Source organism: Krasilnikovia sp. M28-CT-15 (assembly GCF_047159595.1).
Classification (GTDB): Bacteria; Actinomycetota; Actinomycetes; order Mycobacteriales; family Micromonosporaceae; genus Actinoplanes.
Genome location: NZ_BAAGAK010000001.1, coordinates 2482641 through 2506958, shown reverse-complemented (window position 1 = coordinate 2506958; position 24318 = coordinate 2482641). Strand labels below are relative to the sequence as shown.

Sequence of the window (24318 nt, the reverse complement as noted above, 5' to 3'; positions counted from 1 at the left end):
CGGGGTACGACAAGTTCCCCCGGCCTTGGTGCAGCGCCCTCCAGTTACTGCACATTCCCCCAGATCGGCCGCGCAGACGTCACCCGGGTGGGGCAGCCGCCAGATCGCGGACGTCCCACACCTGCACGCCGCCGATCAGCTGCGGGGAGCGCCCGAGCAGTTCCGTCAGCGTGGCCGCCAGCACGTCGCCGTTGCGGCTGCCCGGCACCAGCACCACCACACCGGCGCGCCAGTAGCCCAGGTCGGCGAGCGCGGCCCGCCGGTCGGCCTCCGAGAGCACCGGCGGGATCCCGTGCTCGCGTACCCGGACCAACAGCTCCGCGGTGGCACGGCGCGGCGCATGCCAGGAGCCGGTCTGGTCGCCCGGCGGGTTCGCCGGGCCCATGAAGTAGCCGCGCGGCACCGCGAACTCCAGCCCGGACAGGGCGGCCCAGCGCATCCCCGCCCGCCCCGTCGTCACCTCGGGCAGTGGCACCGGCACCACGGTCCGGTCGGCGCCCACGTACTGCCGCCACGTGCCCTCGGTGAGAAACGGCGGCAGCGGGTCGGCGCCCACGATCGGCAGCGGCTTGGGCAGGACCGGCACCAGCGCCACGGCCAGCCCGGCCCAGAACGCGACGCGCCGCCGGTGCGGGAAGTCGCTGATCCGGTCGCCCGCCAGCGCGATCAGCACACCCACCAGCGTGGCGGTCACCATCGCGAACCGGGTCACACTCACCAGGTCGAGGATCGGCACGTGCTTGACCAGGCCGAACGGCATCGGGATCCCGGTGTCGTGACCGGCGACGCGCAACCGCGGACCCAGCGACATCACCAGCAGGACCGCCCCGGCCAGCGCGGTCGCCCGCGCCGCCGCCGAGCGCCACAGCATGGCCACCATCACACCCAGCATGATCAACATGGGTACGCCGAAGAAGGTGTTCTCCTCGGTGGCGCTGACGCTCACCGCGCGGGCCGCGGTGGCGTTGCCGGCCAGCGACTGACGCGCGTACGCACCGAGCGAGAGCAGGTCGGTCACGTACTGGTCCGCCGGGAACGGCTGCCCGTGATAGCTGCCCGGGCCGGAGAACTGAAACCACAGCGGGTACGCCAGCAAAGCCCCCGCCAGCCCGGCGGCGACGCCCAGCCCGGCGACGAACCGGCGCCACACCTGCGCCACCTCGCGCCGCCGCTGCACCGCGTACGCCAGCACGAACACGCCGAGGGTCAGCGCCGTGAACAGCAGCGTCTCCTCGTTGATGAACACCTGCACCACGACCAGCAGCCCCAGCGCCGCCCCGCCGCGCCACACCCGGCCCGGTTCCCGCAGGCGCAGCACCTGCCACACGATGAACGGCACCACGAACTGGCAGACGAAGTTCACATGCCCGTTGGCGTGCGACACCATGGCCGGCGCGAACCCGCACCACAGCCCGCCCAGCCAGGCGGCCAGGCGTCCCCGGACCAGCCGGGTGAACAGCCAGTACCAGGCGGCGGCCGTGCCGGCCAGGCCGAGGGTGAGCAGCAGCACCACGGACACCCCGGCACCCAGCAGGTGGGTGATCGGTGCGACCGGCACGCTCAGGGCCAGCACGGAGGTGTTCGCCATCATGTTGACCCCGGACGGGGCGTTGAGCCGGTCACTGAACATCAGGTCAGCGCCGTGGAACACCACCCGCTCGCCGTGGGCGACCATGAACAGGAACACGCCGTGGTCGTCGTCGTTGCTGGCCAGCACCCGGCCGTCCGGGTCGCGCCAGAGCTGCAGCAGGACCAGGACCGCCAGGGCGAGGTAGCTCAGCAGAGCCCCCGGGCCGGCCAGCCGCCACCAGCGACGGGGGGGCACGCCAGGCACCGGCGCGGCGGGCTCCGGGGCTCCGGGCTCCGCCCGCCCATCGACCGCCTCGGTGACCGCGTGCACCGCCGCATTCTGCCAGGAATCGGGGCCCGGCGTCAGGACAGGGCCCGGTGACGTGCACCCCCACCGACCGTGCCGCGCAGCCCGATCTCACGGATCCCGGGGGTGTCCAGGACAGCGCCGCCACCCGGCACCGGAACCAGCCTGCGGCCCGCCGCCGGATCCACCTGGCCGGCGTCGCCGCGGCCCTCCCGGGCCGGCATCACGCAGGCCCCGGCGAGCGCGTCGACCAGCGTGGATCTGCCGCCCTCCGGGCAGCCGAACAGCGCCAGCGTGCGCCCGGGCCCGATCAGTGCACGCACCTCGGCCAGTCCGTCACCGCGCAACGCACTGACCGGCAGCACCGCTACGCCCGGCGTCGCGGCGGCCACCCGCTGCGCGACCGCGTCGGCGTCGCGGGCCGTATCCGACTTCGACAGCACCACGACCGGCCGCGCCCCGGACGCCGCGGCCAGCGCCAGCAGGCGTTCGACCCGGGCCTCGTCGGCACCGGGATGCATCGGCTCGACCACCGCCACAGTGTCCATGTTGGCGGCCAGCAACTGCCCGGTGGCACCGGCGCCCACGGCGGGGCCGAGCAACGCCGTACGGCGGGGCAGCACGTACTCGACCGTGGTCCGGCGGTCCGGCCAGCGCCGCAGCACCACCCAGTCACCCGGACACGGCAGCCGGACCGGGTCGGCCGCGGCGCAGATGAGCACCGGGCCGCCCAGGCTGGCCCGCCCCACCCCGGCGGCGTCCAGGACGGTGCAGACGCCGCGGTCGGCCCGCAGCACCCGGGCCGGGACCGTGTCCGCACGGTCGAACGGCCGATAGGCGTCGGCGAAGCCATCGTCCCAGCCCAGGAGGGACAGATCTGACACGCTGCCTACCTCCTCCACAGGTTCGATCGACGCGTCTGCACAGACGGTACGGTCACGGCTACACCCGGGAAAGCGAATTCCGGTGCCGGGTTGTCCACCCCCACCAGTAGGGTTCAAGCCATGTCGACGACTTCCTTGGCCTGCCCTCGCCATCCTGGATGCACTCGATCATGACCGTCGATCCCCTTGCGCTGATGACCGACGTGGAGGAGGCGACGCAGCGGCTGCTGCGCGCCGCCGAGTCCCTCGGCGACGGCGCCGTCACCGAGCCGTCCGGGCTGACCGGCTGGACCCGGGGCCACGTCCTGACCCACCTGGCGCGCCAGGCGGACGCCATCACCAACCTGCTCACCTGGGCACGCACCGGCGTCGAGACTCCGGCGTACGCCTCGCCGGCGGCCCGCGTCGAGGGCATCGAGGCCGGCGCCGAGCGCCCCGTCGCCGAGCAACTCGCCGACCTGCGCGCCGCGCACGAGCGGATGGCCGACGCGGCCGCCGCCATGCCCGCCGAAGCCTGGACGTTCCACATACCCGGCCGCAACCAGCTGGCCGCCGCCCTGCCCTGGGTGCGCCTGCGCGAGGTGGAGGTGCACCATGTGGATCTCGCCACCGGATACACACCGGCGGACTGGTCCGACGCGTTCGCCCTGCGGCTGCTGCGCGAGATCGTGAGCGGTGCGTCCGCCGACGCGGCGGCGCTCGTGCTGCGCCCGTTCGGCCTCGACCATGAGCTGGTCATCGGCGAACGCAGCACGGCCCCGGTGATCGGCGGCCCGACCCGGTCCCTCGCGGCATGGCTGGCCGGGCGCGGCGACGGCGCCGATCTCACGGTCTCCCCCGACGGCGCGCTGCCCACCCCGGCCACCTGGATATGAGCTGATCCACCCTGCCCGAGCCGCGCTCAGCGCCCCAACGCGGCCATGATCTGCGCGGCATCCACGGGCAGCGAGAACATCGGGTAGTCGTAGGCGATCGCGTTGTCGTGCTCCTCCGCCGAGGTCGCGGCCGTGCAGTCGGTCAACGTGATGACCCGGTACCCGTTCTCGTACGCGCTGCGCATCGTGGACTCGACACAGCAGTTGGTGAGGAAGCCACCCAGGATCACCGTCGTGATGCCGCGGCTGCGCAGGATGAAGTCGAGGTTCGTGCTGGCGAACGTGTCCAGCCCACGCTTGCCTTCGACGACGATGTCCCCTTCGGCCGGCGCCAGCACGTCCACGATGGCCGCGCCCCATGTGCCCTTGACGAACGCGTTGCCGTCCACCACCCCCTTGAGGATCCCGTACGGGTGGCGGCTCAGCTCGCCGTAGCCGGGGGCGAACGTGATCGGCGCGTGCATGATCGTGACGCCGGCCGCCCGGGCCGCCTCCACCAGCGCCACCGTCTTCGGCAGCATCCCGGTCTTGTCCATCACCGCGGCCACGGCGCCGTGCAGGGCGCCACCGTCCGAGGTGAACTCATTCTGGTACTCGATGAGCACGAGCGCGGTCGTGGCGGGATCCAGGTGCAGTGTGTCGGACACGGCTCAACCCCCTACGAAGATGCGAACGCGGTGACGTGTCCATGCAAACACAGCACCACCGGTGTCCGCCCTCAGCGGAAGGGCTCCGCCCCGGCGCGGCGCCGAACCTAGACTGGGCCGAACCTAGACTGGGCGGCATTCCCGGCCGTCCGCGCCCGGCGGCGGCATACGCGCGGAGGTACCGGTGGACCTGCGACATGACCCCCTGCGCTGGCAGCCCACACCGGACCCCAACCCCGGCGGATGGCCACCGCCGCCGCCCGCCGACGCCGGCCCGGCCGTACCCGGCTGGCTCGAGGAGCGCCTTTTCGACCAGCGGATCGTCATGCTGCGCGGCCCGCTCACCGGGCAGTCCGCCACCGGCGTCGCGGCCGCCCTGCTGACCCTGGACGCGGCCGGGCCCGCCCCGGTGCAGGTGCACATGGCCAGCTCGGGCGGAGAGCTGGGCGCGGCCCTGTCGATCGTCGACGTCATCGACGCGATGGCGGCACCGGTGCATGCGGTGGTCACCGGGGAGGCAGGCGGCGCCGTACTCGCGGTACTGGCAGCGGCGCGCACCCGCGTGGCGTACCGGCACGCACGGTTCCGGCTGGCCGAACCGCGCGCGGCCGGGGTCACCGGCACGGCGGACGAGGTCGCGGCGGCCGCCGGCCACCACCTGCGCGAGCTGGAGGAGGTCGTGCTGCGGCTGGTGACCCTGACCGGCCAGTCACGCACCCGGATCGAGGACGATCTGTCGGCCGGGCGCAACCTGACGGCCGTGCAGGCGCGCGACTACGGCCTCATCGACACGGTGGTCGGCGAGGAAACCGCCACGACCTGAGCCAAAGCAAAAGCGCGGACCCGACAGGTCCGCGCTTTCGGAAGGTGCGAGTTACTCGGCGACCTTGACGCCCATCGAGCGGGCCGTACCGGCGACGACCTTGATCGCGGCCTCGACGTCGTTGGCGTTGAGGTCGGGCAGCTTGCGCTCCGCGATCGTACGGACCTGCTCGGCGGACAGAGTGCCCACCGTCTGGGTCAGCGGGTTCGACGCACCGGACTGGATCCCGAGCGCCTTGCGGATCAGGAAGCTCGTCGGCGGGGTCTTGTAGGTCAGCTGGTGGCTGCGGTCCTCGAAGACCGTGACGACGACCGGGATGATCTCCCCGCGCTGGTTGGCGGTGGCCTCGTCGTACTCGACCTTGACCTGCCGCATGTTGGCGCCGGTCGGGCCGAGCATCTTGCCGAGGTCGACCATCGCGGCGTTGCCCGCCTCCAGCGCGAGGGTCACCACGTGGGTCTTCTTCTTGGGCGGCATTGCTTCAGGGCTCCTTCGTGTGTGCTGCACGGGCCGAAGTAGGGAGCGCCGCCAGCATCTGAACGCACAACAACCCCGAGACCTTACAGCCGCGCCCACGAAGTGGTCAAAACGGCGTTAGTCCCGGGTAGCGCCCACCAGTGTAGCCCGGGCGGGGCGGGCCGCGCCGGGCGGCCTCAATTGCTGGTCAGCGACAGATCGTCGGCCAGGAACCACTCGCCGGAATCGAGGTCCCGGGCATACACCGCCAGGGACATGCTGCCCCCGGAGCGCGCGGCGGTGAGCTGCACCGACACCCGCTGCCAGCCCGTCGCCGCGGCCCGCAGGGTGGACGTCCGATCGGTCAGCAGCGCCCCCGTACCGCTCCACTCGCGCAGCCGCAGCGCGAGCGACTGCCCGGTCAGCCCCGGCCGCAGCCAGGCCGACGCCGTGTACGCCGTCCCGCCGCTGGTGCGGGTCACCCATCGTGGGCGGTCGTTGAACCCGCTGGTCAGGTTCGCCGCGCCGGGGCCCGCGGCAACCCTGATCGAGGCGCGGCCGCTGTGCGCGGCCGTGGTCACCCGGGCCACCGTGACGGCGCTCGAAGCCCCGTAGCGCCCGGTCCAGCCGGTCAGATCGGTCTCCACCCCGGGGTTACGCACCCACTGGACCGGCCCGGCGGGAGGCGGCGTGGTGGCGCTCCCCGACGGCGTAGGCCTGGGTGGAGAGGGACTCGTCGGGGACGGGCCCGGCGGGGAGGGACTCGGCGGGGAGGGACTCGGCGACGGGCCCGGCGGGGACGGCCCGGGCGGCGTGGCGGACGGCGACGGGCCCGGCGGAACAGGGCCGGGCGGAACCGGGCCGGGGACCCCCGCGGTGAACGCCGTCGACCACACGGTGTCCCCGTACCCGCAGGTGTCCTTCGTCCCCAGCGCCGGGCCGCACACCCAGCGCAGGGTCAGCCGGTGTGCGGCGGCGGCGTAGTCCCCGGCCAGCACGCCGGGATGGCTGAACCGCAGCACCGACCCGGGCGCAGGCACCGGCAGGCTGCTCGTTCCCTGCCCTCCGGTGGCATTGGTGACGTGCGTCAACCCGTCGATCGGCGCGAAGACCTCCAGCGCGTGCACGTGGTGGGCCAGGTTGAGCACGTACTTCCCGGCCGGATTGTCCGTACGCGGGCTGTACCGCCGGGCCAGCGCGTCCAGCGCGGCGCGCACCCCGGCATCCCACCCGTTCGCCGTCTGACTGGAGTACGCGGGCCGGTGCCCGTACGTGACCACGAAGTCCACCGTCGGATCGGCCTGGGCCTGCGCCAGCAGCGCGTCGGCCTCCGGCCGCCAGTCCGCCAGCGCACCGGTCCACGGCTCGGGGTAGCTGATGAACAGCACCCCACCGGCCCGGAACCAGCCCCAGTCCTCGCCGCGGCACCCGTTGACTCCGCCGACGCCCGGACAGCCGGGCGGGGTCGTGCGCGCCGGGGTGTCGAGCGAGACCGGCCGGGCGTGCGTCAGCGCGCTGCGGCCCTTGTAGTTGGCCAGCGAGTCGCGCGGCGTCCCCGGCGGCGCGCCCGGCGCGGGCTGGGCGTAGTCATGGTTGCCCCACACCGGCTGGAACGCCGCCGCGGTCGACCACACCTGCTGATCGCGGTAGTAGGCATGCACCGCCGCGGTCCCGCACACGTTGGCCTCGGAGATGTCCCCGCCGTGCGTGACGAACCAAGGCCCCAGCCGCTCGATCAGCGCATGCACCTGCGCCTCCCACGGCTTGCACAGGGCGCTGGCCGTGTCGCCCACGTCCACCCAGCGGAAGCTGCCCAGCGCAACGGTGTGCAGCACGTGGTCCGCGCCCGCGCCGATCCGGTAGTGGTAGTCCGTGTCCGGGGCCAGCCCGGAGAGCACGACCTCGCGGAACGGCCCCGGCGAATCCACCGGGGCGACCGCGGGCGGCGCCGCCACCGCCACGAAGCCGTACGCGCTGGTGGGCCCGTAGGCGACGGTGGTCTCCTCCCCCCGCCAGTCCAGCACCACCGAGGTCGGCGCGTCGCCGTACGAATAATGGATCTCGTCGACCGTGTCGGCGGCGCCCGCTGATCCGCCGCGCAGCACCGCCATGCTCAGACCGGCGACGACGGTGGCGGCGGCGCCGGCCGCGATGCGGCGTGCCCCCATGGCACCATCTGATCACCCCGGGCCGCGCGGCACCGCCGAACCGGCGCTCCGCCCCGGCCGGGCCGGTGGAATGCCGCGTGCCGGTCAGGCCGGGACGCCCCCGCCATCGACCAGATCCTTCCCGTCAGTGATCGACGGCGGACGCTATCGGCACGTCACAGCCCTGACTTGCCACAAAAACGGACATTCGACTCACAGCCGGAAAGGGTCACCGGGTGCGACCCCGGGACGCCCTCGGCAACCTGACTCCGTGACAATGGGGGGCATGCAGACCCGCACCGACCTACGCAACGTCGCCATCATCGCCCACGTCGACCACGGCAAAACCACCCTGGTCGACGCCATGCTGCGCCAGGGGAGCCAGTCCCACGCGCGGGGCGAGATGGCCGACCGCGTCATGGACTCCATGGACCTGGAGCGGGAAAAGGGCATCACGATTCTCGCCAAGAACACGGCGATCAGCTACCAGCCCGCCGACGGCCCGCCCGTCACCATCAACATCATCGACACTCCTGGCCACGCCGACTTCGGCGGCGAGGTCGAGCGCGGCCTGACCATGGTCGACGGGGTCGTCCTGCTGGTCGACGCCAGCGAGGGCCCGCTGCCGCAGACCCGTTTCGTGCTCCGCAAGGCGCTGCACGCCAAGCTGCCGATCATCCTGGTGATCAACAAGGTGGACCGGCCGGACGCCCGGATCAAGGAGGTCGTCGACGAGACGTACGAGCTCTTCCTCGACCTCGACGCCGACGAGCACCAGATCGAGTTCCCGATCGTCTACGCCTGCGCCCGCGATGGCATCGCCTCGCTGACGCAGCCCAAGGACGGCACCGTCCCGGACGACAGCACCGACCTCGAGGTGCTGTTCAGCACGATCCTCGACACCATCCCGGCCCCGACGTTCACCGAGGGCGCGCCGCTGCAGGCGCACGTCGTCAACCTCGACGCCTCGCCGTTCCTCGGACGGCTCGCGCTGTGCCGCGTGCACGAGGGCACCATCAGCAAGGGCCAGACCGTCGCCTGGTGCAAGACCGACGGCACGATCAGCAACGTACGCATCTCCGAGCTGCTGATCACCGAGGGCCTGGAGCGCAAGCCCGCCGAGAGCGCCGGACCCGGCGACATCATGGCGGTCGCCGGCATCGCCGACATCATGATCGGTGAGACCCTCGCCGACGCCGCTGACCCGAAGCCGCTGCCACTGATCCAGGTCGACGAGCCGGCCATCTCCATGGTCATCGGCACCAACACCTCACCGCTGGTCGGCAAGGTCAAGGGCGGCAAGGTGACCGCCCGCATGGTCAAGGACCGGCTCGACAAGGAGCTGGTCGGCAACGTGTCGCTGCGGGTGCTCCCCACCGAGCGCCCGGACGCCTGGGAGGTCCAGGGCCGCGGTGAGCTGGCCCTCGCGATCCTCGTGGAGCAGATGCGGCGCGAGTCCTACGAGCTGACCGTCGGCAAGCCGCAGGTGGTCACCAGGACCATCGACGGCAAGGTGCACGAGCCGGTCGAGCGGCTCACCATCGACGCCCCCGACGAGTACATGGGCGCGATCACCCAGCTGCTGTCCACCCGCAAGGGCCGGATGGAAGAACTGATCAACCACGGCACCGGCTGGCTGCGCATGGAATGGCTGGTGCCCGCCCGCGGCCTCATCGGATTCCGTACGGAGTTCCTCACCGAGACCCGCGGCACCGGCATCATGCACCACCTGTTCGAGGACTACGAGCCGTGGTTCGGCGAGCTGCGGACCCGCCAGAACGGCTCGCTCGTCGCCGACCGGGCCGGCGTGGTCACCGCGTTCGCCATGACCAACCTGCAGGAGCGCGGCCAGCTCTTCGTCGAGCCGACCATCGAGGTGTACGAGGGCATGATCGTCGGCGAGAACAGCCGCCAGGACGACATGGACGTCAACATCACCAAGGAGAAGAAGCTCACCAACATGCGCTCGTCGACCGCGGACGAGACCGAGAAGCTGATCCCGCCGCGCAAGCTGTCGCTGGAGCAGGCCCTCGAGTTCTGCCGCGAGGACGAATGCGTCGAGGTGACGCCCGCCGCCGTACGCATCCGCAAGGTCGTGCTCGACCAGCAGACCCGCGGCCGGGCGGCGGCCCGCCGCAAGCACCAGCAGTGACGCCGACGGGGTGCGGGCGCGCGCGCCCGCACCCCGTCGCGCCTATGCGTTGACCAGTTCCTTGCGGCGGTCGCGCGACGACTTGGCCAGGCTGGCGGCGGTGGCCACCCCCAGAGTGCCGATGATGACCAGCAGCGACAGCCAGATCGGGATCTCGGGCGCCCACGGCACGCCCTGACCGCCGTTGATGAACGGCACCTGGTTGGTGTGCAGCGCCTCGAAGACCAGCTTGACGCCGATGAAGCCGAGCACCACCGCGAGCCCGATGTTGAGGTAGACCAGCCGCTGCAGCAGGCCGCCGAGCAGGAAGTACAGCTGCCGCAGGCCCATCAGCGCGAACACGTTCGCGGTGAAGACCAGGAACGGTTCCTTGGTGATGCCGAAGATCGCCGGGATCGAGTCCAGGGCGAAGATCAGGTCGGTGGTTCCGATCGCGATCATCACGATCAGCATCGGCGTGAACAGCCGCTGCCCCGTGCTGGCGGTCATCCTCATGCGCCCGCTGTCGTACGAGCTCGACACCGGGAAGGCCCGCTTGGCCCACCGGATGAGCACGTTCTCCTTGAAGTCGTCCTCGTCGTTCCCGCCCTGCCGGACCAGCGTGATCGCCGTGTAGACCAGGAACGCCCCGAAGAGATAGAAGATCCAGGAGAACTGGGCGATCAGCGCCGCGCCCGCGGCGATGAAGGCGCCCCGCATGAGCAGCGCCAGTACGATGCCGATGAGCAGCACCTTCTGCTGGAACTGCCGGGGCACCGCGAACCGGGCCATGATGAGCACGAAGACGAAGAGGTTGTCGACCGAGAGGCTGTACTCCGTGAGCCACCCGGTGTAGAACTCACCCGCGTAGCGGGCGCCGGCCGTCGCCCACACACCGAGCCCGAACAGCAGGGCGAGCCCGACGTACAGGGTTACCCAGCCGCCCGCCTCCCGCATACTCGGCTCGTGCGGGCGCCTGCCCACGATCAGCAGGTCGACGGCGAGAACCGCGGCCAGCGCGACGAGGGTGACGATCCACACCCAGGCAGAGACATTCAATGAAACCTCCGGCAGACACGGTGCATCGCCACGCCGTCGGTTCGACGGAGCTCAGCGACGTGCGACTGTCGGAGGTCTCTTCCGCCGCGCCCTTGAGGGGGGACGCGACCACCGGCCCCGGGTCTGCCTCAGGGGGCAGAAACCGTGTTGACGACGCCGGTGCGGGGGAATACTCCCCTCCTACGCCCATCATTCTCGCCCATGGAAGGCCGTTTCTGCACACCGCCACGGAAAGGGTGTGAAGGCTCTCTTTCGCTAATTGCCTATTCAGGGACAACTCGACCTCACCAGCGTGTGAATCGGGCCACTATCTGCTGAGCGTCCTAGGAGGATAGCGTGTTTGGGTCACGCGGCGAGGTGATCATCGTGGTCTAGGGTGTCGACCATGGTTCTCGAAGTCGCCCTCATCGACGTCCTGCCCGGCCACGAGGACGCGTTCGTCGCGGACTACCGGCAGGGGCACCCGGTGCTCGCGGGCACTCCGGGCTGCCGCTCCGTACGCATGACGCGCGGGATCGAGTCACCGTCGCGGTTCGTGCTGCTCGTCGAGTGGGACAGCGTCGCCGCCCACGAGGAGAACTTCCGGGGCACCGAGCGGTTCGCCCAGTGGCGTGCCCTCATCGGCAAGCACTTCGCGAACCCGCCCGTCGTCGAGCATTTCACCGACGTCACCCCGGACGGCGCCTGAGCCGACCCGTCCGCCGGGTCAGCGCAAGCAGCCCGGGTCAGCGCACGCAGCCCGGGTCAGCGCACGCAGCCGGGGTCACCGCACGCAGCCGGGGTCAGCGCACGCCGGCCACGTCCATGCCGCGCAGTTCCTTCTTCAGCTCGGCCACCTCGTCGCGGATCCGGGCCGCCAGTTCGAACTGCAGCTCGCGGGCGGCGCCCAGCATCTGCTCGTTGAGGTCCTGAATGAGCTGGGCCAGCTCGGCGCGGGCCATGCCCTCGCGGGCGGGCCGCGCCGCGCCGCGCGCCTTGGACCGCGTCTCCGGCACCGGGCCCTTGCCCCGGGACATCTGCCTACCACCACCGCCGACGACATGGCCGCCGGGGCCGTGCCCACCCAGCGCGGTGTCGGTGTCCTCGGCCTCCCGGTAGATGTCGTCGAGGATGTCGTGGATCTTCTTGCGCAGGGGCTCGGGGTTGATGCCGTTGGCCTCGTTGTGGGCGATCTGCTTGGCGCGGCGGCGGTCGGTCTCCTCGATGGCGTCACGCATCGACGGCGTCATCTTGTCGGCATACATGTGGACCTCGCCGGAGACGTTGCGGGCCGCCCGCCCGATCGTCTGGATCAAGGAGCGGCCGCTGCGCAGGAAGCCCTCCTTGTCGGCGTCCAGGATGGCGACCAGCGACACCTCGGGCAGGTCGAGGCCCTCGCGCAGCAGGTTGATGCCGACCAGCACGTCGTAGTCGCCCTTGCGTAGCTCCTTGAGCAGCTCCACCCGGCGCAGGGTGTCGACCTCCGAGTGCAGGTAGCGCACCCGGATGCCGTTCTCCAGCAGGTAGTCGGTCAGGTCCTCGGCCATCTTCTTCGTCAGCGTGGTCACCAGGACCCGTTCGTCGCGCTCCGTGCGCAACCTGATCTCGTGCATGAGGTCGTCGATCTGGCCCTTGGTCGGCTTGACCACCACCTGCGGATCGACCAGGCCGGTGGGCCGGATGACCTGCTCGACGTACTCCCCGCCGGACTGCTGCAGCTCCCACGGGCCGGGGGTCGCGGAGAGGAACACTGCCTGACCGACCCGCTCCAGGAACTCGTCGAATCGCAGCGGCCGGTTGTCCGCGGCGCTGGGCAGCCGGAAACCGTGCTCGATGAGCATGCGCTTGCGGGAGGCATCGCCCTCGTACATGCCGCCGATCTGCGGGATCGTCACGTGCGACTCGTCGATGACGGTGACGTAGTCGTCCGGGAAGTAGTCCAGCAGGGTGAAGGACGGCTCCCCGTACGTCCGGCCGTCCATGTGCATGGAGTAGTTCTCGATGCCGTTGCAGAAGCCGACCTGGCGCATCATCTCGATGTCATAGGTGGTGCGCATCCGCAGCCGCTGCGCCTCCAGCAGCTTGCCCTGCCGGTCCAGCTCGGCGAGCCGGTCCTCCAGCTCCGCCTCGATGGCCCGGATCGCCCGCTCCATCCGCTCCGGGCCGGCCACGTAGTGCGACGCCGGGAAGATGATCAGCTGGTCGACTTCGCGGACGATCTCACCGGTCAGCGGGTGCAGGTAGTAGAGCTTCTCGATCTCGTCGCCGAACAGCTCGACGCGCACCGCGAGCTCCTCGTATGCCGGGATGATCTCCAGGGTGTCGCCCCGGACCCGGAACGTGCCCCGCTGGAACGACATGTCGTTACGCGAATACTGGATCTCCACGAGCCGGCGCAGCAACTGGTCGCGGTCGATCTCCGCCCCGACGCGCAGGGTCACGCTGCGGTCCAGATACTCCTGTGGGGTGCCCAGGCCGTAGATGGCGCTCACCGTGGCGACCACCACGGTGTCGCGGCGGGTCAGCAGCGACATCGTGGCCGAGTGGCGCAGCCGCTCGACCTCCTCGTTGACCGAGGAGTCCTTCTCGATGTAGGTGTCGGTCTGCGGGATGTAGGCCTCGGGCTGGTAGTAGTCGTAGTAGCTCACGAAATACTCGACCGCGTTGTGCGGCATCAGCTCGCGGAACTCCTTGGCCAGCTGGGCGCAGAGGGTCTTGTTGGGAGCCAGCACGAGCGCGGGCCGCTGCAGGCGCTCGATGAGCCAGGCCGTGGTCGCGCTCTTGCCCGTGCCGGTCGCACCGAGCAGGACCACGTTTCGGTGCCCGGCGCGGACCCGGCGCTCCAGCTCGTCGATGGCAGCCGGCTGGTCACCGGCGGGCTGGTAGTCGCTGATGACCTGGAAGCGGCCGTCGAGTCGAGGGATGTCGAGCGCCATGACGCCTACGGTACGACGGGGGTCCGACAACTTCGCCCGCCCCGGCGACGTCGACCCCGGCCCGGGCCTTCGAGGGGTGTTCGGAGAGTGCCAATTCCGCCTCGGCCCCGGGCATTGTGGGCACTTGCGCGGCTCCCCTAGCCTGAGCCGGTAGGCCGCTCGCGGCGGCCGCCCGACCGGCCGGGCCCGACAACGGCCCGCTCGCGTCGGCACCGAGGTTGCAGCCCCGGCCAAGGCCGGCGAGCGCACCTGCGGGTGGTCGCGTATGACGCTGACCGGCCGCCGCGAGCGCCCTCTGCTGTCCGCCCGTCCGGCCTCAGGCTGGCTGCCAGCCGGTCCGCTCCGCCCAGTCGTCCGCGGCCAGGGCCTCGGCGTCGAACCACGGCTCCTTCGCCTCCGCGTAGGCTCCCACGTCCGGATGCTCGCGCGCCCAGCGTCGCTTGGCAGCCGCGTATTCGTCCCGGGCCGACGGCACCGCGCGCAGATGGTCGCGCATCAGCAGCGCGAACCGCCAGCCCGGCGAACCGGCCACCCGCACGTGCAGGTTGACCGGCCGGCCCGGATCGGCGCTGCCGTGCAGCCGCTTCGGCCAGGTCTCGCCCGGGACACCCCGGGCGTTGTCGGCCCACTCCCCCGGCCGGCGGGGCAGGCCCGCTGCGGCCAGGGCGCCGGCCAGCGCATCGGCGTCCGCCAGCGTGTCGACCGCCAGCATGAGGTCGATCAGATCCTTGGCGGGCAGGCCGGGCACCGCGGTCGAACCGATGTGGGTGACGTCCGCGTCGCGGCCGAGCCGCGTCCGCAACGCGTGCCTGATCCGCGCGATGCTGCGCTCGGCCTGGGCGGGCCAGGCCGGATCGGGCCCCACCACACACGGCCCGCGATGTCCGACCGCCGCGCGCTCGGCCCGCAGGTTCTCCTCGTACGGCCGCAGGCGCGCCTGCCACAGTGCGTCGACCCGGGCGTCGAGTTCGGCCAGTCCCGCGTCGTTGTCGAGCACGACGTCCGCGGCGGCGCGGCGGCGTGCGTCGTCCGCCTGCGCGGCGATCCGGGCCGCGGCGTCCGCACGGGTCATGCCGCGCTGCCCGACCAGCCGGCCGACCCGGGTCTGCGCGTCGGCCTCGACGACGACGACCAGGTGATACGACGGGGCCAGGCCGGTCTCGACGAGCAGCGGCACGTCGTTGACGACGACCGCGTCGGCGGGAGCCTGAAGGGCGAGCTCGGCGGTCCGGGCGCGTACCCGGGGATGGATGATGCCTTCGAGCTGACGGCGGGCCGCCTCGTCACCGAACACCCGCGCCCCGAGTGCGGGGCGGTCAAGTTCCCCGTCGGCACCGACGACCTCCGTGCCGAACGCCTCGACGACCGCCACGAATCCGGTCGTGCCCGCGGCCACGACCTCGCGGGCCAGCCGGTCCGCGTCGATGAGGACGGCACCCCGGTCGACGAGCCGCCGGGCGACCGCGCTCTTTCCCGCACCGATGCCACCCGTGAGCCCGACCATCAACACGCCGTCAGCCTAGTGCGCCCCGAGATCGGCGTCGCACAGCCGGGCCGGGAGCACACGGCGCGCCCAGAGGCAACGAGGCCCGGAGGCAACGGGGGCCGGGACGGGCGGGGGAAAGCCATGAGGCCCGCCAGGCGACGATCGCGGACCATCGGCAAAGGCGAAGGCCCGCCCGCAACGATCGCGGACGGGCCTTCGTGGTCAGGCTGACCTGATCAGCTCTTGCCTCCAGCGAGCTTCTCCCGCAGGGCGGCGAGAGCCTCGTCGGTGGCCAGCGTGCCGGCCGGCTCCTCCGCGGCGCGCGCCGGGGCGGGCGAGCTGGAGGTGGTCGACGACGGACCGCTTGCGCCGCCCGCAGGGGCCGGGTTGAGCGCGGCCTCCGCCTCGGCCTCGCGGGACGTCTGCACCTGCTTGGTGTGGGCCTCCCAGCGCTCGCGGGCGTCCGCGTACTGCTTCTCCCACGCCTCGCGCTGCTTGTCGAAGCCTTCGAGCCACTCGCCCGTCTCCGGGTCGAAGCCCTCCGGGTAGATGTAGTTGCCCTCGGCGTCGTACGTCGCGGCCATGCCGTAGAGGGTGGGGTCGAAGTGCTCCTCGCCCTCGACGAAGCCCTCGTTGGCCTGCTTGAGCGACAGCGAGATCCGGCGCCGCTCCAGGTCGATGTCGATGACCTTGACCATGACGTCCGAGCCGACCTGGACGACCTGCTCGGGCAGCTCGACGTGCCGCTCGGCCAGCTCGGAGATGTGCACCAGGCCCTCGATGCCGTCGTCGACGCGCACGAACGCGCCGAACGGCACCAGCTTGGTGACCTTGCCCGGGACGATCTGGTTGATCGCGTGGGTCCGGGCGAACTGGCGCCACGGGTCTTCCTGGGTCGCCTTGAGCGACAGCGAGACGCGCTCGCGGTCCAGGTCGACGTCGAGCACCTCGACCTCGACCTCCTGGCCGACCTCGACAACCTCGGACGGGTGGTCGATGTGCTTCCAGGAGAGCTCGGAGACGTGCACCAGGCCGTCCACACCGCCCAGGTCGACGAAGGCGCCGAAGTTGACGATGGAGGACACGACGCCCTTGCGGACCTGGCCCTTCTGCAGCTTGTTGAGGAACTCGGTGCGGACCTCGGACTGGGTCTGCTCGAGCCACGCGCGGCGGGACAGGACCACGTTGTTGCGGTTCTTGTCCAGCTCGATGATCTTCGCTTCGAGCTCACGACCCACGTACGGCTGCAGGTCGCGCACCCGGCGCATCTCGACCAGGGAGGCGGGCAGGAAGCCGCGCAGACCGATGTCGAGGATGAGGCCACCCTTGACGACCTCGATGACGGAGCCGCGCACGACGCCGTCGTCCTCCTTGATCTTCTCGATGGTGCCCCAGGCGCGCTCGTACTGCGCCCGCTTCTTCGAGAGGATCAGCCGGCCCTCCTTGTCCTCCTTGGTGAGGACAAGGGCTTCGATGTGGTCTCCGACCGACACCACTTCCGCGGGGTCCACGTCATGCTTGATCGACAACTCGCGCGAGGGGATGACACCCTCGGTCTTGTAGCCGATGTCGAGCAGGACCTCGTCCCGGTCGACCTTGACGACGGTGCCTTCGACAATGTCGCCGTCGTTGAAGTACTTGATGGTCTCGTCGATCGCCGCGAGGAATGCTTCCTCCGAGCCGATGTCGTCGACGGTGACCTTGGGGGCGCTCGAGGTGGCCTCGATGCTGCTCGTCATGTGGACTGTTGCTCCGAACGGATGGATTCGTGGTGTCTCACGCGCCCGGCGGAACTGCCGGCGGGCACAGCGCGAACATCCGTCGTGATCATGGCAATCGAGCGCCTGATCAAGCTAGTTTGCACGGGCTGGGACCGACGACCACGGAGCCTGCTCCCTGCCGAGGCACACGATCCGCGAGCGCATCGACTAGCTTACCGTGCGCATTACCACAGGTTGCAAGCCCTCCTGATGACGGCGGCACAATGTTTCGACGGAACCCAGCAATCCGGCCGTTTTGTCCCCGTTTCGCCAGGCCCGGGCGCGAGTGAGCCGACGGCGAAACACGGCGATGGACCCCCGCACCCGTACCGTTGCCCTGGTGATCGAAGCGCAACCCACCGCCGACGCCGCACCGGCCGTCACCCGCCGGCCCGTCACCGACGACGAGAGCCGCGTCGCCAGCCGCCGATGGTGGGACGCGGACGCCGACGAGTACCAGGCCGAGCATGGCGCGTTCCTGGGCGACACCGACTTCGTGTGGTGCCCGGAAGGACTGCGCGAGGCAGACGCGCGGCTGCTGGGCGACGTGTCCGGTCGGCGGATCCTCGAACTGGGCTGTGGGGCCGCGGCCGGTGCCCGCTGGCTGGCCGGCCAGGGCGCCGAGGTGGTCGCCATGGATCTGTCCGGGGGCATGCTGCGGCACGCCCGGATGGCATCGGCCCGCAGCGGCGTGCGGGTGCCACTGCTCCAGGCCGACGCCCTGGCCCTGCCTTTCCCCGACCGGACGTTCGACGTGGTGTGCACCGCTTTCGGGGCCGTGCCCTTCGTGGCCGACTCGCAACGCGTGATGCGGGAAGTCGCCCGGGTGCTGCGCCCGGGCGGCAGCTGGGTGTTCTCCATCACACACCCGATGCGCTGGATCTTCCTCGACGACCCGGGCGAGGCCGGGCTGCTGGCCGTCCACTCGTACTTCGACCGGCGCCCCTACGTCGAGCAGGACACCGATGGCGTGCCGGGGTACGTCGAACAGCACCGCACCCTGGGCGACCGCGTCCGCGAACTGGTGGCGGCTGGATTCCTGTTGCGCGACCTGGTGGAGCCGGAGTGGCCCGAGGGTCATGAGCAGGTGTGGGGCCAGTGGAGCCCGCTGCGTGGCCGGCTGTTCCCCGGCAGCGCGATCTTCGTCGCCGAGCTGCACTGACCCTCGCGCGCCGCAGCCGACGAGCGCCGCAGCCAGCGGACACCGCAGCCAGCGGACACCGCAACCGGCGGGCGCCGCAGCCGATGAGCGCCGTAGCCAGCGGCTATCGCAGTCGACCGGCGGTTGCAAGGTGGACGGAGGGAGCGGGCGCGGCTCAGCGGGCGGCAGAGGTGGCCAGGCTGCTGACGTCGAGCAGGTCGCCGAGGCCCGCCAACGCGCCGGGCACGAGCCGGTAGTAGACCCAGGTGCCGCGCCGGTCGCTGTGGACCAGCCCGGCCTCCCGCAAGACCTTCAGGTGGTGGGAGATGGTGGGGCCGGTCAGGTCGAACTCGCCGGTGAGGTCGCACACGCACACCTCGCCGCCGCCCGCCGACGCGATCATCGACAGCAGTCGCAGGCGCACCGGGTCGCCCAGCGCCTTGAACATCGGCGCGACCGCGGTGGCCTGATTGGCGTCGAGCGCCCCCCGAACCACCGGTGTCCAGGAGGACGCCCGGGGCTTCGTCTCGATCGTTGCTCGCATGGGGCCCAGCTTGGCAAAGCGGGGCAAGTACGCGAACGTATCGATGTCAGGACGCTCCGTCCCGATGCCGGCGCGGTCGCCGCTGCGACCCGCCTCCCCGGGCCGGCACGGCGCGACTCAGTGGTCGGCGCCGTCCCAGTCACGGCCGACGCCCACGGAGACCTCCAGCGGCACGGACAGCGGATACGCCCCGCCCATCTCCCTGCGCACCAGCTCCTCCAGCGCCTCGCGCTCGCCCGCGGCCACCTCGAACACCAGCTCGTCGTGGACCTGCAACAGCATCCGCGAACGCAGCCCGGTCTCGCGCAGCGCCTCGTCGACGCGCAGCATCGCGACTTTGATGATGTCGGCGGCGGAGCCCTGGATCGGGGCGTTGAGCGCCATCCGCTCGGCCATCTCCCGGCGCTGCCGGTTGTCGCTGCTCAGGTCGGGCAGGTAGCGACGGCGGCCGAGGATGGTGGCGGTGTATCCATCCTGCACCGCGCGGCGCACGACCGCCTGCAGGTAGTCGCGGACCCCGCCGAACCGGCTGAAGTACTCCTCCATCAGCCCGCGGGCCTCCTCGACCGCGATGCCGAGCTGGTTGGACAGGCCGTACGCGCTGAGCCCATACGCGAGGCCGTAGTTCATCGCCTTGATCTTGCGCCGGTGTTCGTGCCCGACCTGCTCCACCGGGAGGTGGAACACCGACGAGGCGGTGGCGGCGTGGAAGTCCGCGCCGGAGTTGAACGCCGCGATGAGCGCGTCGTCGCCCGACAGGTGCGCCATGATGCGCATCTCGATCTGGCTGTAGTCCGCGGTCATCAGTTGTTCGAAGCCCTCCCCCACGATGAACGCGCGGCGGATGCGCCGGCCCTCCTCGGTGCGGATGGGGATGTTCTGCAGGTTCGGGTCGGTCGAGGAGAGCCGCCCGGTCGCCGCCACGGTCTGGTTGAACGTGGTGTGGATGCGGCCGTCGTCGGAGACCGACTTGAGCAGCCCGTCCACGGTGGACTTGAGCTTGGCCACGTCGCGGTGCCGCAGCAGATGCGCCAGCAGCGGGTCGGCGGTCTGCGCGAACAGGCCCTGCAACGCGTCGGCGTCCGTGGTGTACCCGGACTTGATCCGCTTGGTCTTGGGCAGGTTCCGCTCCGTGAACAGGATCTCCTGGAGTTGCTTCGGGGAGCCGAGGTTGAACTCGCGGCCGACCTCGGCATGCGCGGCCTGGGCGGCGGCCTTCACCTCGGCGGCGAAATGAGCCTCCAACTCGGACAGATACTCGGTGTCGGCGGCGATGCCGAGATGTTCCATCTCGCCGAGCACGACCTCCAGCGGCTGCTCCACGTCGGCCAGCAGGCGCTGCGACTCGCCGCCGTCGCGGGACAGCTCCTCGGTCAGCACATCGGCGAGATCGAGGGTGGCGCGGGCGCGCAGCATCACGCCCTCCTCGGCGGCACCGTCGTCGCCGAGGCCCTCCAGGGTGAGCTGGCCGTCGTCGGGGGCGTCCACCCGCAGCTCCCGCTTGAGGTAGCGCAGCGCCAGGTCGGTCAGGTCGTACGCCCGCTGGTCCGGCTTGGCCAGGTAGGCCGCGAGGGCGGTGTCGACCCGCACCCCGGCCAGCGCCCAGCCGTGCGCCCGCATGGCCAGCATGGCCGGCTTCGCGTCGTGGATCACCTTGGGGCGGCTCGGCTCGGCCAGCCACGCGGCGACCGCGCGTTCGTCGTTCTCATCGAGGGTGGTGGGGTCGAACCAGGCCGCGGGGCCGTCGCCGGTGGCGACCGCGATCCCGGTCAGGGCGCCCGTGCCGCGGCCGAAGCGGCCGGTGACCGCCACGCCGACCGGGGCGACGCCGGCGTGCTCGCGCAGCCACGCCGCCACCTCACCGGTGCGCAGCACCGCGCCGGACAGGTCGAACCCGGACTCTGCCTCCGGCTCCACCGCCTCGAGGTACGAGTACAGCCGCTCGCGCAGCACCCGGAACTCCAGCGCGTCGAAGACCTGGTGCACCGCCTCGCGGTCCCAGCCCGGCCACTTCACGTCGGCCGGGCCCAGCGGCAGCTCCAGATCGCAGACCAGGGCGTTGATCTCGTAGTTGCGCAGGACGTTGGCGAGGTGGGCGCGCAGGTTCTCCCCCGCCTTGCCCTTGATCTCGTCGACGTGCGCCACGATGCCGTCGAGGCCGCCGTACTGATTGATCCATTTGGCGGCGGTCTTGTCGCCGACCCCGGGCACGCCGGGCAGGTTGTCGCTGGTCTCGCCGACCAGTGCGGCCTTGTCGCGGTAGCGCTCGGGGCCGACGCCGTATTTCTTCTCGATGGCGTCGGGGGTCATCCGCCAGACCTCGGAGACGCCCCGCACCGGGTAGAGGATCGTCACGTGCTCGCCGGCGAGCTGGAACGCGTCCCGGTCGCCGGTGGAGATGACCACCTCCATGCCCAACTCGCGGGCCTGGGTGGCGAGGGTGGCGATGACGTCGTCGGCCTCGTAGCCCGGCTTCTCCACCACCGGGATGCGCAGCGCCTCGAGGACCTCCTTGACCAGGCTGACCTGGCCCTTGAACGGCTGCGGGGTCTCGGAGCGGCCCGCTTTGTATTCCGCGTACTTCTCCGTGCGGAAGGACTGCCGGGACACGTCGAAGGCGACCACGATGTGGGTCGGCTGCTCGTCGCGCAGCATGTTGATCAGCATCGACGTGAAGCCGAACACGGCGTTGGTCGGCTGGCCGGTCTGGGTGGAGAAATTCTCCACCGGCAGCGCGAAGAAGGCCCGGTAGGCCAGCGAGTGGCCGTCGAGCAGCAGCAAGCGGGGGGTCTGGGCGTCGTCGCTCACGTCGCTGAACTCTAGTCGCGACCTACGACAACTCCGCCGACCGCCCCGCCCGCTTTACAGCACCTTGCTCAGGAATGCCTTCGTTCGTTCGTGCTGCGGGTTGCCGATGACGTCGCGCGGGTTGCCCTGCTCGACCACGACCCCGCCGTCCATGAAGACCAGGGAGTCGCCGACCTCGCGGGCGAAGCCGATCTCGTGGGTCACCACGACCATCGTCATGCCGTCGCGGGCCAGGTCCTTCATGACGTCGAGGACCTCGCCGACCAGCTCCGGGTCGAGCGCGCTGGTGGGCTCGTCGAACAGCATCAGCTTCGGCCGCATGGCCAGCGCCCGGGCGATCGCCACCCGCTGCTGCTGCCCGCCGGACAGCTGCGACGGGTAGTTGCCGGTCTTCTCGCCCAGACCCACCCGGTCGAGCAGGGCGAGGGCCTGGTCCCGGGTCGCGGTCCTGTTCTCCCGCTTGACCCGCAGGGGGGCCTCCATGACGTTCTCCAGCGCTGTCATGTGCGGGAACAGGTTGAACCGCTGGAACACCATGCCGATGGACCGGCGCTGCGCGGCCACCTCGCGGTCCTTCAGCTCGTACAGCTTGCCGCGGCGCTCGCGGTAGCCGACCAGGTCCCCGTCGACGAAGATCCGGCCACCGTTGATCTTCTCGAGGTGGTTGATGCAGCGCAGGAACGTCGACTTGCCCGAGCCGGAGGGGCCCAGCACGCAGCACACCTCGCCGGGCTTGACCACCAGGTCGACGCCCTTGAGCACCTCCACGCTGCCGAACGACTTGTGCACGTTGTCCGCGCGCACCATCTCGGCCGTACCGTTGCTGGTCATGGGGTCGCACCGCCCTCCACCGTGATGCGGCCGCCCTGCTCCATCTCGATGTTGCGCAGGCGCCGCTTGGCCTTGCTGGCCGTGCCGTAGCCCCTGCTGAAGTGCCGTTCCAGGAAGAACTGCCCGACCATCAGGACGCTGCACAGGATCAGATACCAGATCACCGCGGCCACCAGCACGGGCAGGACGATGAACGTCCGTGCGCTGACCGCCTGCAACTGGAAGAACAACTCGCCGGTCACCGGCACGAACGCCACCAGCGACGTGTCCTTGACCATCGCGATGACCTCGTTGCCGGTCGGCGGCACGATCACTCGCATGGCCTGCGGCAGGACGACCCGGCGCAGCACCTGCCCGCGGGACAGGCCCAGCGCCACCGCCGCCTCGGCCTGCCCGGGATCGATCGACTGGATGCCGGCCCGGACGATCTCGGCCATGTACGCGGCCTCGGACAGGCCCAGGGCGAGCATGCCGGCCACGAATCCGGCCAGCAGGTCACTCGCCTTGATGCTGTAGAACTGCCCGTTGAAGTTGTCGATGCCGAACAGCTGGCCGATCTGCTTGTCGAACGGCAGACCGAAGCCGACCCGGCTCCACAGGATGTTCAGGTTGCCGAACAGGATCGCCAGCACCAGACGGGGCACCGCGCGGAAGAACCACGTGTAGACCCAGGCCACCCGGCTCAGGATCGGGTTGTCCGACAACCGCATGATCGCGATGACGATGCCCAGCACGATGCCGATCAGCATCGCGAAGACCGTCAGCAGGATCGTGCCCCACAGGCCCTGCAGGACCGGGCCGGTGAACATCACGCCGCGCTTGCCCTCGGCGTACGAGGAGAAGATGAACGACCAGCGGAAGTTGTCGTTGCTCACCAGCATGTGAATGAACATCGCGGTCAGCACCGCGAGAACCGCGATGGTGACCCACCGCCCGGGGTGCCGCACGGGCACGGCCTTGATCGCCTCAGGCCGTGCCCGTTCGGACTGCATCTGATCGCTCATGCGCGGTTCAGGACGCCGGGTTGACCGCGGGCGTGGTGATCGCACCCGCGCCGACGCCCCACTTGTCCAGGATCGTCTTGTACGTACCGTCCGCGATCAGCGCCGCAACCGCCTGCTGGACCAGGTTGGCGAACTCGGTCTGCTTCTTGCTCACGGCGTAGCCGTACGGCGCCGAGTCGTAGATGTCGCCGACCAGCGCGAGCTGCCCGTTGGTCTGCTTCACCGCGTACGCGACGACCGGGGAGTCGGCCAGCATGGCCTCGTCCTTGCCGGTCACCACGGCGTTGGTGGCGTCGGACTGCTTCTGGTACTGCTCGATCGTGATCGCCGGCTTGCCCCCCGTGGTGCACTTCTTCGAGCGCGCCTTGAGGTCGTCGACCTGCACCGTCGCGGTCTGGACCGCGATCTTCTTGCCGCAGACGTTCTCCGGGTCGACCGTGGCGCCGGCCTTGGCCGCCCACTGGGTGCCCGCGGAGAAGTAGGAGACCATGTTGACCACCTTCAGGCGGTCCGGGTTGATCGTGAAGGACGAGACGCCGACCGTGTACTTGCCGCTGCTCACGCCCGGGATGATGCTGTCGAACGTCGCCGACTGCCACTCGGTCTTGAGGTTGAGCTTCTGGCCGACCGCGTTGAACAGGTCGACGTCGAAGCCGACGACCGTCTTGCCGTCGGTGTCCAGGAACTCGCTCGGCGCGTACGACGAGTCCGTGCCGATGACCAGCTTGCCCGCCGACTTGATGTCGGCCGGCACCTTGTCCGCCAGCGACGTGTCAGCCGAGGCCGTGGGCACGGCCTTGCCGGACGAGCCGGTCTCGGACTCCGAACCACAGGCGGCCATAGAGAGTGTCAGAGCGGCCGCGGCAGTGAGGCCGAGGATCGCGCGCCGACCAGGGGCGGTGCGGAACATGAACAACAACTCCTTGTGAGG

19 protein-coding genes are annotated in these 24318 nt (G+C 70.8%); 5 read left to right on the top strand and 14 right to left on the bottom strand.

Annotation, left to right across the window (positions count from 1 at the left end; all coding sequences use genetic code 11):
• Positions 1-79 precede the first annotated feature (79 nt).
• The gene (locus ACMCNO_RS11855) at positions 80-1900 is read right to left on the bottom strand and encodes a hypothetical protein (protein WP_412749459.1); all 1821 of its coding nucleotides are present in this window, start codon (positions 1898-1900) and stop codon (positions 80-82) included.
• A 32-nt stretch (positions 1901-1932) separates the two neighbouring features.
• Positions 1933-2760, bottom strand: a complete 828-nt coding sequence (rsgA, locus tag ACMCNO_RS11850; RefSeq protein ID WP_412749458.1) for a GTPase RsgA — start codon at positions 2758-2760, stop codon at positions 1933-1935.
• 170 nt (positions 2761-2930) lie between these two features.
• On the opposite strand from rsgA, the gene ACMCNO_RS11845 reads away from it, so the two are divergent.
• Positions 2931-3635 carry a maleylpyruvate isomerase family mycothiol-dependent enzyme gene (locus tag ACMCNO_RS11845; protein ID WP_412749457.1) on the top strand — a complete coding sequence of 235 codons (705 nt, stop codon included), beginning with the start codon at positions 2931-2933 and terminating at the stop codon, positions 3633-3635.
• Positions 3636-3661: 26 nt separating this feature from the next.
• On the opposite strand, the gene ACMCNO_RS11840 is transcribed toward ACMCNO_RS11845, so the two are convergent.
• A complete protein-coding gene (locus ACMCNO_RS11840) occupies positions 3662-4282 on the bottom strand; it encodes a cysteine hydrolase family protein (RefSeq protein WP_412749456.1) in 621 nt (206 codons plus the stop codon).
• Between the two features lie 184 nt (positions 4283-4466).
• On the opposite strand from ACMCNO_RS11840, the gene ACMCNO_RS11835 reads away from it, so the two are divergent.
• The gene (locus ACMCNO_RS11835; RefSeq protein WP_412749455.1) at positions 4467-5105 is read left to right on the top strand and encodes an ATP-dependent Clp protease proteolytic subunit; all 639 of its coding nucleotides are present in this window, start codon (positions 4467-4469) and stop codon (positions 5103-5105) included.
• A 51-nt stretch (positions 5106-5156) separates the two neighbouring features.
• Here ACMCNO_RS11835 and ACMCNO_RS11830 read toward each other — a convergent pair whose 3' ends face one another.
• Entirely contained in the window at positions 5157-5582 is a 426-nt protein-coding gene (locus tag ACMCNO_RS11830; RefSeq protein ID WP_412749454.1) for an uL11 family ribosomal protein, read from the bottom strand.
• Positions 5583-5758: 176 nt separating this feature from the next.
• Positions 5759-7729 carry a fibronectin type III domain-containing protein gene (locus ACMCNO_RS11825; protein WP_412749453.1) on the bottom strand — a complete coding sequence of 657 codons (1971 nt, stop codon included), beginning with the start codon at positions 7727-7729 and terminating at the stop codon, positions 5759-5761.
• A gap of 265 nt (positions 7730-7994) precedes the next feature.
• On the opposite strand from ACMCNO_RS11825, the gene typA reads away from it, so the two are divergent.
• Positions 7995-9860 carry a translational GTPase TypA gene (typA, locus tag ACMCNO_RS11820; RefSeq protein WP_412749452.1) on the top strand — a complete coding sequence of 622 codons (1866 nt, stop codon included), beginning with the start codon at positions 7995-7997 and terminating at the stop codon, positions 9858-9860.
• A gap of 42 nt (positions 9861-9902) precedes the next feature.
• On the opposite strand, the gene ACMCNO_RS11815 is transcribed toward typA, so the two are convergent.
• Positions 9903-10898 (bottom strand): TerC family protein, encoded by a 996-nt coding sequence (locus tag ACMCNO_RS11815; protein ID WP_412749451.1) that lies wholly within the window; start codon positions 10896-10898, stop codon positions 9903-9905.
• 385 nt (positions 10899-11283) lie between these two features.
• On the opposite strand from ACMCNO_RS11815, the gene ACMCNO_RS11810 reads away from it, so the two are divergent.
• Positions 11284-11586, top strand: a complete 303-nt coding sequence (locus tag ACMCNO_RS11810; protein ID WP_412749450.1) for an antibiotic biosynthesis monooxygenase family protein — start codon at positions 11284-11286, stop codon at positions 11584-11586.
• Between the two features lie 94 nt (positions 11587-11680).
• On the opposite strand, the gene uvrB is transcribed toward ACMCNO_RS11810, so the two are convergent.
• The 3 genes from uvrB to rpsA form a co-directional block, all read right to left on the bottom strand.
• The gene (gene uvrB / locus ACMCNO_RS11805) at positions 11681-13813 is read right to left on the bottom strand and encodes an excinuclease ABC subunit UvrB (RefSeq protein WP_412749449.1); all 2133 of its coding nucleotides are present in this window, start codon (positions 13811-13813) and stop codon (positions 11681-11683) included.
• A gap of 316 nt (positions 13814-14129) precedes the next feature.
• Positions 14130-15323, bottom strand: coding sequence for a dephospho-CoA kinase (gene coaE, locus ACMCNO_RS11800; RefSeq protein WP_412749448.1), 1194 nt, complete (start codon positions 15321-15323; stop codon positions 14130-14132).
• A 212-nt stretch (positions 15324-15535) separates the two neighbouring features.
• Entirely contained in the window at positions 15536-17038 is a 1503-nt protein-coding gene (rpsA, locus tag ACMCNO_RS11795; protein WP_412749447.1) for a 30S ribosomal protein S1, read from the bottom strand.
• A gap of 331 nt (positions 17039-17369) precedes the next feature.
• Between rpsA and ACMCNO_RS11790 the strand changes: the two genes are divergently transcribed.
• On the top strand, positions 17370-18221 hold the full coding sequence (locus ACMCNO_RS11790) for a class I SAM-dependent methyltransferase (protein ID WP_412749446.1): 852 nt from the start codon (positions 17370-17372) through the stop codon (positions 18219-18221).
• Between the two features lie 154 nt (positions 18222-18375).
• On the opposite strand, the gene ACMCNO_RS11785 is transcribed toward ACMCNO_RS11790, so the two are convergent.
• From ACMCNO_RS11785 to ACMCNO_RS11765, 5 genes are all read right to left on the bottom strand, one after another.
• Positions 18376-18744, bottom strand: a complete 369-nt coding sequence (locus ACMCNO_RS11785; protein ID WP_412749445.1) for an ArsR/SmtB family transcription factor — start codon at positions 18742-18744, stop codon at positions 18376-18378.
• Positions 18745-18861: 117 nt separating this feature from the next.
• On the bottom strand, positions 18862-21552 hold the full coding sequence (polA, locus tag ACMCNO_RS11780) for a DNA polymerase I (RefSeq protein ID WP_412749444.1): 2691 nt from the start codon (positions 21550-21552) through the stop codon (positions 18862-18864).
• A 54-nt stretch (positions 21553-21606) separates the two neighbouring features.
• Positions 21607-22383 (bottom strand): amino acid ABC transporter ATP-binding protein, encoded by a 777-nt coding sequence (locus ACMCNO_RS11775; RefSeq protein WP_412749443.1) that lies wholly within the window; start codon positions 22381-22383, stop codon positions 21607-21609.
• Entirely contained in the window at positions 22380-23387 is a 1008-nt protein-coding gene (locus ACMCNO_RS11770) for an amino acid ABC transporter permease (RefSeq protein ID WP_412749442.1), read from the bottom strand. The genes ACMCNO_RS11775 and ACMCNO_RS11770 overlap by 4 nt, the downstream gene beginning before the upstream one ends.
• A 7-nt stretch (positions 23388-23394) precedes the next feature.
• A complete protein-coding gene (locus ACMCNO_RS11765) occupies positions 23395-24297 on the bottom strand; it encodes an ABC transporter substrate-binding protein (protein WP_412749441.1) in 903 nt (300 codons plus the stop codon).
• Between the last annotated feature and the right edge of the window lie 21 nt (positions 24298-24318).

Coding starts and splice junctions, on each gene's coding strand:
- ACMCNO_RS11845 (WP_412749457.1), top strand. CDS start 2,931: ATGACCGTCGATCCCCTTGCGCTGATGACCGACGTGGAGGAGGCGACG.
- ACMCNO_RS11830 (WP_412749454.1), bottom strand. CDS start 5,582: ATGCCGCCCAAGAAGAAGACCCACGTGGTGACCCTCGCGCTGGAGGCG.
- ACMCNO_RS11825 (WP_412749453.1), bottom strand. CDS start 7,729: ATGGGGGCACGCCGCATCGCGGCCGGCGCCGCCGCCACCGTCGTCGCC.
- typA (WP_412749452.1), top strand. CDS start 7,995: ATGCAGACCCGCACCGACCTACGCAACGTCGCCATCATCGCCCACGTC.
- ACMCNO_RS11810 (WP_412749450.1), top strand. CDS start 11,284: ATGGTTCTCGAAGTCGCCCTCATCGACGTCCTGCCCGGCCACGAGGAC.
- uvrB (WP_412749449.1), bottom strand. CDS start 13,813: ATGGCGCTCGACATCCCTCGACTCGACGGCCGCTTCCAGGTCATCAGC.
- rpsA (WP_412749447.1), bottom strand. CDS start 17,038: ATGACGAGCAGCATCGAGGCCACCTCGAGCGCCCCCAAGGTCACCGTC.
- ACMCNO_RS11790 (WP_412749446.1), top strand. CDS start 17,370: ATGGACCCCCGCACCCGTACCGTTGCCCTGGTGATCGAAGCGCAACCC.
- ACMCNO_RS11785 (WP_412749445.1), bottom strand. CDS start 18,744: ATGCGAGCAACGATCGAGACGAAGCCCCGGGCGTCCTCCTGGACACCG.
- ACMCNO_RS11775 (WP_412749443.1), bottom strand. CDS start 22,383: ATGACCAGCAACGGTACGGCCGAGATGGTGCGCGCGGACAACGTGCAC.
- ACMCNO_RS11770 (WP_412749442.1), bottom strand. CDS start 23,387: ATGAGCGATCAGATGCAGTCCGAACGGGCACGGCCTGAGGCGATCAAG.
- ACMCNO_RS11765 (WP_412749441.1), bottom strand. CDS start 24,297: ATGTTCCGCACCGCCCCTGGTCGGCGCGCGATCCTCGGCCTCACTGCC.